This window comes from Streptomyces sp. NPDC057900, assembly GCF_042887885.1.
Taxonomy (GTDB): domain Bacteria; phylum Actinomycetota; class Actinomycetes; order Streptomycetales; family Streptomycetaceae; genus Streptomyces.
In genome coordinates, this window is sequence record NZ_JBHVOI010000007.1 from 94271 (window position 1) to 108014 (window position 13744).

Genomic DNA, 13744 nt, shown 5'->3' on the forward strand with positions numbered 1-13744 from the left:
GAATACACAGTCCCGCGCGATTCCCTCCACGATTCCCGGGAGAGAAGCGCCTCCCGGCACCCTCTTCAAACTCTTAAGGCTCTTCAGGCCCTTCAGGCAGGAGCTATCCTGAATTGAGAATTGCGTACTGTAATTCCTGAACAGGAATACCAGGTTCGATCCCCAGATCCGATACGAGATTTAGACGCAGCCTGCCGAACACATCGAGCGCGCGGACCCGGTCCCCCGACATACTGAGGGCACGCATGTATTGACAGTGCAACCCTTCATGCAGCGGATGCTCGAAAACCGGAACGGCGAGATCGGCTATGGCCTCGTGGTACATCCCCAGCCTGATCTTGACGTCGGAGAGATCTTCGATCACTCCGAGTCTCGATTCCTCCAGTTCACGCCGCTGCGCCTCCAGCGCGGCCCTCGTCGTCACGTCCACGAAAGCGGGGCCGCGCCAGATCGCGAGGGCACGGCTGAGAATGGTCAACCCCTTCGGGTCGTCCCCCTGCCGGATCATCCCGCGACCGTCTACGACCATGCTCCGGTAGGCGCCGTAGTCGAACTGCGCCAGCCTGCCGCTGAATACGTATCCGCCCGGCCTGGTCATCAGCAACTCACGTGCCACCGACCGCGCAGACAGACCGGTGAATCTCTGGAGCACCTTGCGGGACTGGAAGATATAGGTCTGGATATTGCGCAGCGCGCTCACCGGTGGATCGTCCTCCCAGACCTCGCGCACCAAGGACGAGACAGGGACGACCCGGCCGGCATTGGCCAGGAGAACAGCGAACACGGTGCGGGGTTTCGGCGCCAGTTCCACCTGGTTCACCGTGTCATCGAGAGAGACGCACAGAGGACCTAACACTCCGATATTCATCAACACTTCACAATTCCTTCAGGCCGACTTTTCCTGTAGAAACATGAGAGAGAATGAGACACGCCGGGCGTCCATGCGTGCAGTGCTCAGTACATTATCGTACCGCGTCGGCCACGCCCCCTGTCAAGATACGAAAGAATCAAGCTGACGTCGCCTAAAATGATCGTTATCCCTTGCCCATTCTTTACTCACACCATGCAACCGCCAGACGTTCAGCGGTGTTGCCGCATTCCACACGCGATCTGGTGAAGAACATACCGCCGCACGAATTTTCAATAACTCTTCCGAGTGGCTGGAATTCCTCAGCCGAAGGCCGGAAAGCGCACATCAATCCGGCCGGTTCCGTGCGGTCGGCAGCCGCCTCGGACCTCTCCCGCCGTCGCGGCCGAAAAGGGGCGCCCTACGGGCCCCCGCCGGGGCTCAGAAGCAGTCGCCGTACCAGTGGACCGCGCCGGGCGCCGTGACCGTGGCGCGCACCGACTCGGCCGTGGCGTGCAGCGGCCGTGCCATCCCCACGTGCTCCGTGACCTGCCCGGCGTCCGCCAGCAGGACCGGCAGCGCGGCCCGAACCCCGGGGGTGACGGGAATCCTGACCCGGGCCCGGTTCAGCCCCGCCGCGGCGGCCCGCGAGCCGACGGCGGCGAACAGCGCCCCCAGACACGCCTCCGCGCCCGCGAACTCGCGGACCTCCACGCAGTCCCCCGCGTGCCGCGCCACGATCCAGCCGGTGAGCGCGCCGGAGACCGGGTCACGCGCCACGAGCGACTCTTCGAGCGCGCCGTACCAGGCGGGCACCCGCACCGCCCAGTCCTCGGGAGCCCGCAGCGAGCTGAGCGGCCGCCGCGCGTTGTACGCGTGGTGCAGCGCGGCCACCTCCACGGCGTCACGGGCCGTGGCAGCCCGGACCGGGAAGGCCTCCGGAGCGGACGAGGTGGCGAGCGTCCCCTCGGTGTAACCGCTCGCGAACTCCTGCCACCCCGAGCTCCGGTAGACGCCGGGCGTCCCCGTGAACAGCAGGGACCAGGCGCACTGTTCGGCGGTCATGGTGCGCTCGGCCGCCACCAGCAGCCGTCGCACCAGCCCCTGCCCCCTGGCCTCTGGGCGGGTCGCGACGCTGCCGATGCCGCCGACCCGGCGCGGGGTGCCGTCCGCGTCCCGGATCAGCCTCGGTACGTAGACGACGACCGCGTCGATCCCCTCCCCCTCGTCGTTCCGCGCGACGAAGGTGTGCCGGTGGCGGTCCGGGTCGAGCGCGTGGAGGGCGGCGAGGTGCGGGGAGTCGAAGCACCTCTTCCACAGGGCGGCCAGAGCCGGCTCGTCGGCCGGGGTGGCGGTGCTGACGGTGGCGCTCACAGGATCAGGTTCCCGCCCGTACGCACCCGTTCGCCGTCCTGCGGCATCGCGCCGCGCCGGGTGCCGTCCTCCACGCACCCCGTGTGCAGGACCGAGTCCATGGCTTCCGGGGCGAGGTGGAGGACGCCGCCGGTGAAGCGGCTGCCGGTCGCCGCGTAGTGGTTCGCGCCGTCGGCGATGCGGATGTGCGCGGTGTCCGCCCCGGCGGCGGTGCTGCTGAGGCCGGTGAGGTCCCAGGTGGTGCTCCCGGAGCCGGCCGCCCGGCCGAGCAGCGCCCCCGCCTTGTTGCCGCCGGTGATCCTGGCGCCGCCGGTAACGGTGATCCGCTGGTCGCGCACGCCGCTGAGTTCGATGCCGGTGTTGTGGAACGTGCCGCCGTCCAGCCGCAGATCGGCCGAGCCCACCGAGAGGGGGGCCGCGTCCTCTGTGCCGGTGACGGTGCAGTCGGTGAGGTAGACGGGGCCCGCACCGCGCAGGACGACGCCGTCGACGCCCTTGAACGTGCAGCGCACGAAGTGGACGGGGGCGGTGACGGGGGTCTGGACGAGGACGGCTCCGGCGGGCGGTTCGAAGGAGCAGTCACTGATGGTGGTCGGCCGGGTGGAGCGCTCGGAGCGCTGGGCGACGGCGAAGGTCTTCGCGGTGCAGCCGCGCACCTGGGCCCCGTCGGCGTTCACCGTGAGGGTGCCGGCCTGGTCGAAGGTGGGGCGGGCGATCATCGTGATGTCCTCAAGGGTCAGATCGGTGATCTTCGTGTTGGCGGTGAACCAGGAGCAGACGTGTCTGCGTACGGTGATCCGCTTGGCGGAAATACCCCACTGGGCACCTGAGTTGGCGATGTCCATGAGTCCGGAGTTGCCGTCGAACAGCAGATCGTGCTCGTACTGGCCGTGGGTGGTGAAGGGGTTGCCGCCGGCGTCGTCGCCGTCGCCGTGGCAGTTCACGACGGTGCAGTAGGCGGAGGCGGTGAGGTCGTTGAGGTGGCGCACGTTGCTGGTGGTGCAGTCGGCCACCCGTCCGTACAGGCAGTAGATCTGCTGGGTGAGGTAGCCCGCGCCGCCGTACTCGACGGTGGGCGGGTTCTTCAGCGAGCAGCTCTCGGTACGGAAGCGGGTGCACCAGCGGCGCATGACGACCGGCCAGAAGGTGCCGGTGGCGTGGATGCCGGAGACGTCGCAGCCGACGGCGTACTCGAAGCTGACGGGGTGCGAGCCGGTGTACTCGTCGGGTCCCGCGCCCTCGAAGAGCATGTTGCGGATGTGGGCGTTGCGGACCGGCTCGATCCGGGTCCAGGTCAGGGCGCGGCCGGCGGCGAGTTCCCAGCCGTTGAGGTAGCCGATCCGGATGTGGCCCGCGTCGACGATCTCGGTGATCTCGACGAGCTTCTGCAGTTCCCGCTCGTCACCGCCGCCGCCCTCGACCGGGTCGACCTGTACCGACCACCACTGGCCGACCGCGAAGGCCTTCGCGTCGGGAACCGGGAAGGTGTCGGTGAGTTCGATGACCTTGGCGGAGAGCTGGTGCTTGACGGTGGTGTCGGTGACGGTGCCGCGGAAGGAGAGGACGGCGCCGAAGGGGTTGTCGTGGGTGTTCTTCTCGATGCCTTCGGTGTGGATGTGGTGGCCGCCGAAGTCGAGTTCGATGTCGGAGCGGTCGAAGAGGTGGCGTTTGGTGAACAGGAGGTCGGTGTGGGCCTCGATGCGGTGGACGCCGGTGTCGTTGACCATGGAGTCGAGTGCGGTGTCGGCGGGGGTCTTGGCGTCGAAGTGGCCGAAGGTGCGGAAGTCGAGCGTTCCGGTGTGGAGCTGGTGCCAGCGGCCGGTCTTCACACCGTCGGGGGCGATGACGGTGCCGCCGTTGTGGGCGGCGGTGGACTTCCTGTCCCAGCGCAGGGCCATCGCGCCGCCGTCACCGGGGGTGCGGTAGCCGGCCAGCAGGATCTGGGCGCCGTCGGCCAGCGGCTTGGTGTTCAGGGCCCGCAGCGCGGCGACCGAGTCCAGACTCAGGACATCACCGGTATGGGCGGGTGCGGCCTGCGCGGACCCGGCGGCCACGGCCGAACCGGCCATGACCAGACCGGCGAGACCCGAAGCCCGCAGCAGATTCCGGCGGGACGAAGCGTTGGCGGACATGACGGAGGTGCTCCTCGCGTTGTCAGTGCTTGTCGGTGCGTACTCGATGCGTGCGTGCTCGGTGCGTGCGTGCTCGGTGCGTGCGTGCTCGGTGCGTGCGTGCTCTGCGGGTCGCAGGGCGCGGCGGTCAGATCGTGTTGCGGTACGGCGGCATGAAGCGCATCCGCGGCATCTGGTCGGCCAGTACCCCGCCGTCCACCACGATCCGCGCCCCGGTGAGGTAGGCACCCGCGTCCGAGGCGAGCAGCAGCAGCGCGCCCACACACTCGTCGGGCCGCGCGTACCGGCCGAGCGGGATGCGCTCGCGGTACGCGGACTCGAAGGCCTCCCGGTCGAAGGGGAACTCGCCGTCGATGGGCGTCTCGACCATGCCGGGCGCAAGCGTGTTGGCGGTGATGCCGTGCGGGGCGAGCTCGACCGCCAGGGTCTCGGTGAGCAGCTGGGCGGCGGCCTTGGAGGCGTTGTAGTGGGCCAGGCCCGCTTCGGCCACCAGGGCGTTCTTCGAGGTGATGGTGATGATGCGGCCGGCCACGGAGTCCGCCGTCATGTGTTCGGCGACGCGCTGGCTGAGGAAGAACACCGCGTCCACGTTGACCCGCATGATGTGCGACCAGCCGGCCGGGGTGATCTCGTTGAAGCGTTCCAGCGCCGCCGTGCCCGCGTTGTTGACCAGGATGTGCAGCGGGCCGTTCTCTGCGCGCACCGCGTCGGCGAAGCCGGCCAGCGCCTCGATGTCCGCGAGGTCCTGCCCGTACACCCGGCAGCGCCGCCCGAGCGCCTCGACCTCCGCTCGGGTCCGCTCGATGCCCTCGGCGCCCGGCAGGTCGACGAGCACCAGATCGGCACCCGCCTCCGCCAGTCCCACGGCGAAGGAGCGGCCGAGGCCCCGGGCGGCCCCGGTCACGAGCGCGGTGCGGCCGGTCAGGTCGAAGCGGTCGGTGCCGCGGGGCGGGACGGCTGCGGTCATGGCGGGGCTCCTCCAGGCGGAGAGATGCGGAGAGATACGGAACAGGGCCCTGCCCTCTGGCTGGGGCGGGCCGCCGCGCGGGGGACACATGGGTGAGTGCGCGGCGGCCCTGCTACCGGCCGGCACCCCCGGACAGGGGGATGAACCGGGGCGCCGTACCGGTAGTTCGGGGGGAACGGCGGCTCAGCCGTTCAGGCCCAGCAGATCGAGCGAGGGCCGGTGGATGATCTCCTCGATCGCGTCCGCGTCCAGCGGCGGCAGCCCGGGGATGCCGGGGATACGGGCGATCTCCCGGAGCCCCTTCACCGAGTCGTCGACCGTCGTGAACGGGTAGTCGCTGCCGAACAGCACCTTGTGGAAGACCCCGTAGTCCTGGACCAGCCGGAGGCTGTGCCAGAGCTGGAAGGGCCGGTAGTGCAGGGCGCTGAGGTCGGCGTACACGTGCGGGTGCTTGCGGATGACCGCGATGCACTCGCCCTCGAAGGGGTGGCCGAGGTGGGCCAGTACCATCCGCAGCTCGGGATGGCGGATGGCGACGGCGTCCAGGTGGCGGGGCATCGCCCACTCCAGCGGCGCGCGGGAGACGAACGTCGTGCCGGTGTGCACCAGGAGCGGAAGACCGTGCCGTTCGGCGTACGTGTACAGCTCGTCGTACTCCTCGGCGGCCGGGTCGAAGCCCGCGTACATCGGCATCAGCTTGATGCCGCGCAGGCCGAGCTCCTGGTGGCCGTAGCGCAGTTCCTCCTGCCAGCCGGGCTGGGTGGGGTCGAGCGCCAGGTAGCCGATCAGCCGGTCGGGGTGTTTCCCGACGTACGCGGCCACGGCGGCGTCGTCGACCCAGAGGCCGCTGCGGCGCGCCTTGCCGCCGACGACGATCGTGCGGGTGGAGTCGGGCGCGGTGGCGGCGTACTCCTCCCACTTCACCGTGAGGTCGACCTCGCCCGCGTGGGCGCGGGCGGAGTCGGAGCTGAACGGGTCGGTGAAGTCGTGGCTGTGCCGGAAGAGATGGGAGTGGACGTCGGTGATCATGTGCGGTTCCGCTTCTCCCAGCCGTCCGCGAACATGTTCCAGAAGCGGTGGCTGGGCGGGTGCTCCTCGAAGACCTCGTCGACGAGTTCGACGCCGAGGCCGGGCGCGGTCGGCAGTCCGATGCGGCCGTCCTTCATCGGGAGGGTGCCCTTGAGGGCGTCGAAGACGAACGGCTCCAGGAGCCCGTCGAAGGTTTCGAGGATCTTGAAGTTGGGGATTCCGAGCGCCGCGTGCACCGAGACGGTGGTGCAGAGCGGGGAGTTGGAGTTGTGCGGGGCGACCAGCATGCCGTGGGTGTCGGCGATCGCGGCCAGCTTCCTGACCTCGGTGAAGCCGCCGGCCATGGACAGGTCGGGCTGAATGATGTCGACCGCGTTCGTCGCGAAGAGCTGCTTGTACTCGTAGCGGTTGTGGAAGTGCTCGCCGCCGGAGATGGGGAAGGCGGCGCGCTGGCGCAGTTCGGCGTACCGCTCGATGTGGGTCCAGGGCATCGGCTCCTCGAACCAGCCGATGTCGAACGGTTCCAGCTCGCGCACCAGGCGGGCGGCGGTCGGCATGGCGAAGCGGGCGTGGCCCTCGATGAAGAGGTCGATGTCCGGGCCGATGGCCTCGCGCACGGCGGCCACGAGGTCGATGGAGCGGCGCAGTTCGGCGCGCTCCAGCTCGTGCAGTCCGGGGCCGAAGGGGTCGAACTTGAGGGCGGTGAAGCCCTTGGCGACGGTCTCCTTCGCCTTGGCCGCGAAGGTCTCGGGCTCGCGTTCCCCGGTGTACCAGCCGTTGGCGTAGACGCGTACGTCGTCGCGGCAGGCGCCGCCGGTCAGCCGGTAGGCGGGGACGCCGAGCGCCTTGCCCATCAGGTCGTACATCGCCTGGTCGAGGCCGGACAGGGCGACGCCGCCCATGTCGCCGCCGCGCAGGAAGTCGCCCTGGTAGACGCGGAGCCAGACTTCCTCGACGTCGAAGGGGTCGGCGCCGATCAGGTGGCGCCCGGCGATGGCCTCGGTGAGCGCGCAGACCTCGCCGACCCGGTAGGGGTGGGTGATCTCGCCGATGCCGGACAGGCCCTCGTCGGTGTGGACCCGGACGTAGCCGAAGTCGCGCCAGGAGGTGCCGAGCATCAGGGTCTCGACACGGGTGATCCGTCCGGCGGGGCCGACGGGGCGGGTGCGGTTGACGGTCAGCATCAGCGGGTCGCTCCACCCATGGTCGAGGTGTTCTCCAGGTCTCGGGCGCCGCCGTCCGCGAGGACGGCCTTGACCGCGGCCTCCGTGCCCGCGATCAGGCGGTCCACGTCGGCGTCGGTGTGCGCGTAGCTGATGTGGCTGCGCTTGAGGTTGAGCGGCAGCTCGAACAGGCCGTGCTCCAGCAGCTTGCGGCGGTAGCCGACGAACAGCGAGGCGTCGTTGTTCAGCAGGTCCGCATAGGTGCGGGGGGCCTCACCGGGCATGAAGTAGCTGACGAAGACGGAGCCGTAGCCGGTGACGACGGCGGGGACGCCGAGGCGCTCGTACAGTCCGGTCAGTTCGGTGCGGACGCGGCCGCCGAGCCGGAAGACGTGGTCGTGGACCGGCTCCTCGCGGAGCTTGCGCAGCGTGGCGAGGGCGGCGGCGACGACGGACGGGTGTCCGTTGTACGTGCCGGCGAAGAAGGCCGGGGCGCCGGGGCTGGTGGAGAAGAGGTCCATCAGGTCGGCGCGGCCGCCGATCGCGCCGACGGGGGCGCCGTTGGCGATGGCCTTGCCGAGGGTGGTGAGGTCGGGGGTGACGCCGGAGATCTGCTGCCAGCCGCCCAGCGCGTGGCGGAAGCCGGTGATGACCTCGTCGAAGATCAGGACGCTGCCGGCCTTCGTGGTCTCCTCGCGCAGCGTGGTGAGGAACTCCTGGTAGGGCAGGAGCGCGCCGACGTTGTGCGGGACGGGTTCGACGATGACGGCGGCGATGTCGGAGCCGTGCTCGGCGAAGGTGCGGCGGACGGCCTCGCTGTCGTTGAACGGCAGGACGAGGGTGGCTTCGAGGACCTCGGGCAGGATGCCGGTCGAGATCGGGTCGTGGCCGCCGACCTTCTCGGGCGCGGAGATGACGTTGAGGCTGACCGAGTCGTGCCAGCCGTGGTAGCAGCCCTGGAACTTGACGACCAGTCGGCGGCCGGTCGCGGCGCGGGAGACGCGCAGCGCGTGGAACGTGGCCTCGCTGCCGGTGCTGGTGAGCAGCACCTTCTCGATCGAGGGGATCAGCTCGGTGAGCTGTTCGGCGAGGAGGATCTCGCCCTCGGTGACGCCGACGCCCATGTGGCCGAGGGTGGCGCCGGCCTCGGCGGTGGCGGCGGCCACGTCGGGGTCGTTGTGGCCGAGCAGCGGCGGGCCGAACGCCGAGTGGAAGTCGGTGTACTCGCGTCCGTCGGCGGTACGGAACCGTGCGCCGTCGGTCCCGGTGACGACCAGGTCGGTCAGTCCGGGAACGCTGCGCTGACCGCTGTTCACGCCGCCGGGTACGACCTGGCGGGCGCGTTCGGCGAGTCGGGCTCCGGATTCGTTGCCTACCGGGCCTGAACTCATGGTGCTTGCTCCTTGCGTCGAGAGTCGTCGGTTTTCGCGGGCCCTGCCCGGCCCGTGAGTCCCTGGCGCCATCCGCCCGGCAGTCGCCGCAGGAAGAGGTGATCCGTGGTGCTCGGTACTGCGTTTCGCTTTTTCAGAACGCTGTTCTGTAGAGCAGAACAGTGCCTGGATATTACGTCCGCCCCTGAGGCCGGTCAACCCCCTTCCAGCCACTCAAGGCCCCGATTTCCGGGTTTTCTTGGTTTGCGCGTACGCCGCAGGACCCCATAGGCACTAGGCTGTTCTGCTATGACGAACAGTGCTGCCCCTGAGGAACCGAAATACTGGGTCAAGAGCGTGGCCAGGGCAGCCGACATCCTCGAAGCTCTCGCCGCCCCCTCCCAGGGGAACGGCCTGAGCGTCACCGAGGTCGGCCAGGTCTGCTCCATCTCCAAGAGCGCCGCGTTCGGCATGCTCCAGACCCTGCGCGCCTACGGACTGGTCTCGGACGACGGCGAGGGCATGAACCGCCGCTACCGGCTCGGCATGAGCCTGGCCAGGCTCGGCGACCGGGCCAGGTCCCAGGTCTCGCTGCGCGGGGTCGCCCACCCCGTCCTGCGCGAGCTCAGCCGCACCACCGGCATGGCCTCCAGGCTCGCCGTCCCCGAGGACGGCCACGCGGTCGTGGTGGACCAGGTCGAGCTCGACCAGCGCGTCCGGCTCGATCTGCGGATGGGCCAGCGCGAGCTGCCGCACTGCACGGGCCTGGGCAAGGCGCTGCTCTCCGCCGTGCCGCAGAGCGAGGCCGCCTCGGTCGTCGAGCGGTTCGGGCTGCCCCGGCGCACGTCCCGCACGATCACCGACCCGGCGACCTTCCTTTCCCACCTCCGCGACATCGCCAGGGTCGGCTACGCCCTGGACGACGAGGAGGACGCCGAGGGCATCATCTGCATCGGCGCACCGGTCTTCGACGACCGTTCGGTGTGCGCCGGGGCCGTCTCCATCACCGGACTGAAGACCGGGCTGCCGGCCTGGCGCTACCAGGAGCTGGGCGGCCAGGTGCGGGACTCGGCGCGCCGGATCAGCGTCTCGCTGGGCTGGGTCGACGACCCGGAGGACGGCGTTTCGGACACCGCGACGTCGCATTCCGACGAAATCAGGCCTTGACCGATCGGCATAACCCGCCGTAGGTTCCCTGCCAACCCCGGTGACGCTCATCCGTCACCGCCGATTTACCCCTCCCGGTCCGATTCCGACGCCTGCCCACCGCGTCGTGAACATCCAACGGCCGGACCCTTTTCAGCCATCCGCCCCATGGCAGTCCACCGCAGGAACGCTCCCTCACTTGTCGCGCTTCTTGGAAGGCGAAGTCCGCATGAGCGTTCCGCACCACTCCACCCCTGCTTCGTCCCGTCGCAATGTGCTGCGGGCTTCGGGTCTCGCCGGTCTGGTCATGGCCGGTTCGGCCGTGGCCGCCGGGTCCGCGCAGGCCGCACCCGCCCATACCGGTGATGTCCTGAGTCTGGACTCGGTCGCCGCGCTGCGGGCCCTGAACACCAAGCCGCTGGCCGACGGCGCCCAGATCCTGCTGGCCGGCTACCGCACCCCCGGTGACGGCGGCGCGATGGCCCTGCGCTGGGACAGGAAGTCCACCGCCGCCCACAACGGCGGCACCGTCATCGCCCCCGACGGTGTGAAGACCGGCCGCTGGCACCAGCTCCACACCGGAACGCTCGACTTCCGCACCTTCGGCCACTTCGACGCCAAGACCCCCGCCGACACCGCACTCGACGCCATGGTCAACGACACCAGCGTCCACCGCATCGAGGCCCACACCGACCTCCTGTTCACCAAACGCCACCTCTTCGACCGCTCCGACATCGAACTCGACTTCGGCGGACACCACATCCACACCGAAGGCATCGAGAAGAACACCCACGACAACCCCTTCGGCGCCGTCCTCTCCTTCCGCGGCACCGTCACCGACACCACCCTCAAGCACACACTGAGCTCGGCGATGCCGGACCTCTCGGACCTCTTCGAGGTCGGTGACTCCGCGAAGTTCGCGGTCGGCCAGTGGTGGGCCGTGGAGATCAACGCCCTGTCCGGGCAGTACGAGAAGGAGATCCAGCGGCTCGTCCAGGTCACGGATGTCGTCGACGCCACGCACATCCGGGTCAACTACCAGATCGGCTGGGACCTGGCCGCCGGACGCACCCTGACCTGGACCCGGATCGAACCCGTCGACCGCGCCCACGTGCGCAACATGGTCTTCGAGGGCTGGGGCGAGGACGAGATGACCGGCTCGCACCCGGTCGCCTACGAGTACGCCGTGCGCTGCGACGTCTCCGGCATCGAGGCCATCGGCACGTTCTGGCCCGTGGTGATGCGCCGCTGGTGCACGTACTACCGCACGGAGCAGTGCTCACTGACCAACCCGAAGTCCGTCACCTACGGCGGCGCGGGCTACCTCACCCAGCAGATCTACTGCCTGTACGGGCACGTGGAGGACTGCCACACCTCCAACGCCCGCCATCTGAACGACTTCACGGCCTCCGCCTACTGCTACGTCACCAACTGCCACGGCGACGGTGACGACGAAGGCCCGTTCGTGACGCACGGCCAGTTCGAGCACGACCTCACGTACACCGGCAACTCGGGGCTGATGACCTTCGCCAACTCGGGCGCGGCCTGGGGCGGCCGGGCCAAGCGGATCACCGTGCGCCGGCACGCCTGCTCCTGGTTCGTGGCCCGCGTCAAGATCACCGATCTGACCCTTGAGGACGTCCTGGTCATCGGCAAGAAGTCGCTGGACGGCTCCGGAATGCTCTGGGTCAACGCGGACGGCGTGCAGATGCGCGGCTGTACGGCGACGGGCCCGCTGATCGTCTCCCGGGCCTCCGACCTGTCCGCCCGCCCCAACGTGATCGCGGACTCCTCCTTCGCCTTCGCGGCGGGCGCGGAGATCACCCAGGCCAATGTCACCGCGCCGCTCACCGTCCAGCGCACCACCCTGAAGGGCGTCGACGGCGCGCTGTTCAACGGCACCGGGCCGCTCGTCCTCGACCAGTGCACGCTGACCGGATCCAAGGACACCGCCCCGGTCTCGCTCGCCCACACCGACGTCACCGTCCTGGGCGGCGAACTCCGCGACACCGGGCTGAAGCTGACCTCGGCGAAGGACCAGGGCCTGCGCATCGACGGCACGCGGCTGTCCGGCACCAACAAGGACGGCGCCCTGCTCGCCCGTACCGGCTCCGGACGCACCGTCGACTGGCAGCTCGGCGGACTCGACTCGGCCGCGTCCGGGGACACCGCCCATGTGCTGCTCACCGAGGGGCCCAACCGCTACCGGGCCACCGGATCCACCTTCACCGGTGGCCGGCTCGAACTGCGGCCCGCGGCGTTCGGCGGCTCCAGCCATCTGCTGCACACCGGCTGCGTCGAGGACGGCACAGAGCGCACCGCGCTCCCGGACGAGGGCGACCGCGTCGCCCACACCTCGGCCACGCTGCGCTTCTGACCATCTGGGCCCCCGCGCCCATCGAGCACCAGGGATTCCCCGTGTCCACGCATACCCCGATCACCGGCCGGCCCGTACGCGTCGCACTCGTCGGCGCCGGCAACCGCGGTCTGACGTACGCCGAGTGGATCAAGGCGCACCCGGAGCGCGCCGAACTCGTCGCCGTCGCGGATCCGCGCCCCGCGGCGCGGGCGGCCGCGGGCGCACCCGTCGAGTTCGACGACTGGCGGCCGCTGGTGGAGAACCGCATCGCGGACGCCGTCATCGTCGCCACCCAGGACCGCTTCCACGTGGAGCCGGTGCTGGCCCTGGCCGGGGCCGGTTACGCGATCCTCGCGGAGAAGCCGCTCGCCCCGACAGAGGAGGAGACCCGGCGGATCGTCGAGGGGGTGGAGCGGGCCGGAGTGCTGTTCGCCGTCTGCCACGTCATGCGGTACACCCCGTACACCGACCTGGTGAAGGAGGTCGTGGACTCCGGAGTGCTCGGTCAGCTGGTCTCGCTCGACCATCTGGAGCCGGTCGGCTGGTGGCACTACGCGCACAGTTACGTACGCGGCCCCTGGCGCAGTGAGAAGGACTCCTCCCCGATGCTGCTGGCCAAGTCCTGCCACGACCTGGACTGGATCACGTACATCATGGGCGGCCGGATCGAGCAGGTCACCGGCTTCGGCGGGCTGAAGCACTTCCGGCCAGAGAACGCCCCGGCCGGGTCCGCCGAGCGGTGCCTGGACTGCGCGGTCGAGGCGGACTGCCCGTACAGCGCGCTGAAGCTGTACATGCCGACGCTGCGCGAGAAGGGCGCGGTCTGGCCGGTCACCCATGTCACAGAGGCGACCGACGAAGCCGGACTCGTGCAGGCGCTGCGTGAGGGCCCGTACGGGGTCTGCGCGTACCGGAGCGACAACGACGTGGTGGACCACCAGGTCCTCGCCATGCAGTTGACGGACGGGGTGACCGCGACCTTCCAGATGGTCGCGTTCACCGAGCAGACCCACCGCCAGACCCGGATCTTCGGCTCTCACGGCTGGCTCATCGGTGACGGTGAGCGGGTCACGGTGCAGGACTTCCGGACCGGCGAGTCCACCGTCCACGAACTCGGCGCGTCCGGTTCGAACGCGGCCGACGGGCACGGCGGCGGGGACGCCGCACTCGTCGAGGCGTTCGTCACCGCCGTCGCCACCGGCGACTCCGGGGCCGTCCGCTCCGGTCCCGCCACCTCGCTCGGCAGCCACCTCGCGGCGTTCGCCGCCGAACGCGCCCGGCACACCGGCACCGTCCAGACGGTCCCGGCGCAGTGACTTCCCCTCTTCCCGCCCTCAGGTTCCCGGAGGACCACCTC

General features: G+C 69.8%; 10 protein-coding genes. 3 read left to right on the forward strand and 7 right to left on the reverse strand.

The genetic code is table 11. From position 1 onward, the window contains the following. Nucleotides 1-103: 103 nt before the first annotated feature. From ACFVQ0_RS24995 to ACFVQ0_RS25025, 7 genes are all read right to left on the reverse strand, one after another. Nucleotides 104-868 carry a BTAD domain-containing putative transcriptional regulator gene (locus tag ACFVQ0_RS24995; RefSeq protein WP_390091639.1) on the reverse strand — a complete coding sequence of 255 codons (765 nt, stop codon included), beginning with the start codon at nucleotides 866-868 and terminating at the stop codon, nucleotides 104-106. Between the two features lie 420 nt (nucleotides 869-1288). Next, nucleotides 1289-2221: a GNAT family N-acetyltransferase gene (locus ACFVQ0_RS25000; protein WP_390091448.1), complete on the reverse strand. Its 933-nt coding sequence runs from the start codon at nucleotides 2219-2221 to the stop codon at nucleotides 1289-1291. Further along, complete coding sequence (locus ACFVQ0_RS25005; protein ID WP_390091449.1) at nucleotides 2218-4353, reverse strand: peptidase C14; 2136 nt, start codon at nucleotides 4351-4353, stop codon at nucleotides 2218-2220. Before ACFVQ0_RS25005 ends, ACFVQ0_RS25000 begins: the two co-directional genes overlap by 4 nt. Before the next feature lie 127 nt (nucleotides 4354-4480). Next, nucleotides 4481-5320: an SDR family NAD(P)-dependent oxidoreductase gene (locus tag ACFVQ0_RS25010; protein ID WP_390091450.1), complete on the reverse strand. Its 840-nt coding sequence runs from the start codon at nucleotides 5318-5320 to the stop codon at nucleotides 4481-4483. Nucleotides 5321-5503: 183 nt separating this feature from the next. Beyond that, nucleotides 5504-6349: an amidohydrolase family protein gene (locus ACFVQ0_RS25015; RefSeq protein WP_390091452.1), complete on the reverse strand. Its 846-nt coding sequence runs from the start codon at nucleotides 6347-6349 to the stop codon at nucleotides 5504-5506. After that, entirely contained in the window at nucleotides 6346-7533 is a 1188-nt protein-coding gene (locus tag ACFVQ0_RS25020) for a mandelate racemase/muconate lactonizing enzyme family protein (RefSeq protein ID WP_390091453.1), read from the reverse strand. Before ACFVQ0_RS25020 ends, ACFVQ0_RS25015 begins: the two co-directional genes overlap by 4 nt. Continuing rightward, entirely contained in the window at nucleotides 7533-8903 is a 1371-nt protein-coding gene (locus ACFVQ0_RS25025) for an aspartate aminotransferase family protein (protein ID WP_390091454.1), read from the reverse strand. Before ACFVQ0_RS25025 ends, ACFVQ0_RS25020 begins: the two co-directional genes overlap by 1 nt. 288 nt (nucleotides 8904-9191) lie before the next feature. Here ACFVQ0_RS25025 and ACFVQ0_RS25030 point away from each other — a divergent pair, with 288 nt between their 5' ends. The 3 genes from ACFVQ0_RS25030 to ACFVQ0_RS25040 all read left to right on the forward strand — a co-directional run bounded on the left by ACFVQ0_RS25030 (nucleotide 9192) and on the right by ACFVQ0_RS25040 (nucleotide 13703). Further along, nucleotides 9192-10049 carry an IclR family transcriptional regulator gene (locus ACFVQ0_RS25030; RefSeq protein WP_390091455.1) on the forward strand — a complete coding sequence of 286 codons (858 nt, stop codon included), beginning with the start codon at nucleotides 9192-9194 and terminating at the stop codon, nucleotides 10047-10049. A 208-nt stretch (nucleotides 10050-10257) separates the two neighbouring features. After that, the gene (locus ACFVQ0_RS25035) at nucleotides 10258-12405 is read left to right on the forward strand and encodes a peptidase C14 (RefSeq protein ID WP_390091456.1); all 2148 of its coding nucleotides are present in this window, start codon (nucleotides 10258-10260) and stop codon (nucleotides 12403-12405) included. Nucleotides 12406-12446: 41 nt separating this feature from the next. After that, nucleotides 12447-13703, forward strand: a complete 1257-nt coding sequence (locus ACFVQ0_RS25040) for a Gfo/Idh/MocA family protein (protein WP_390091457.1) — start codon at nucleotides 12447-12449, stop codon at nucleotides 13701-13703. The last annotated feature ends 41 nt before the right edge of the window (nucleotides 13704-13744 follow it).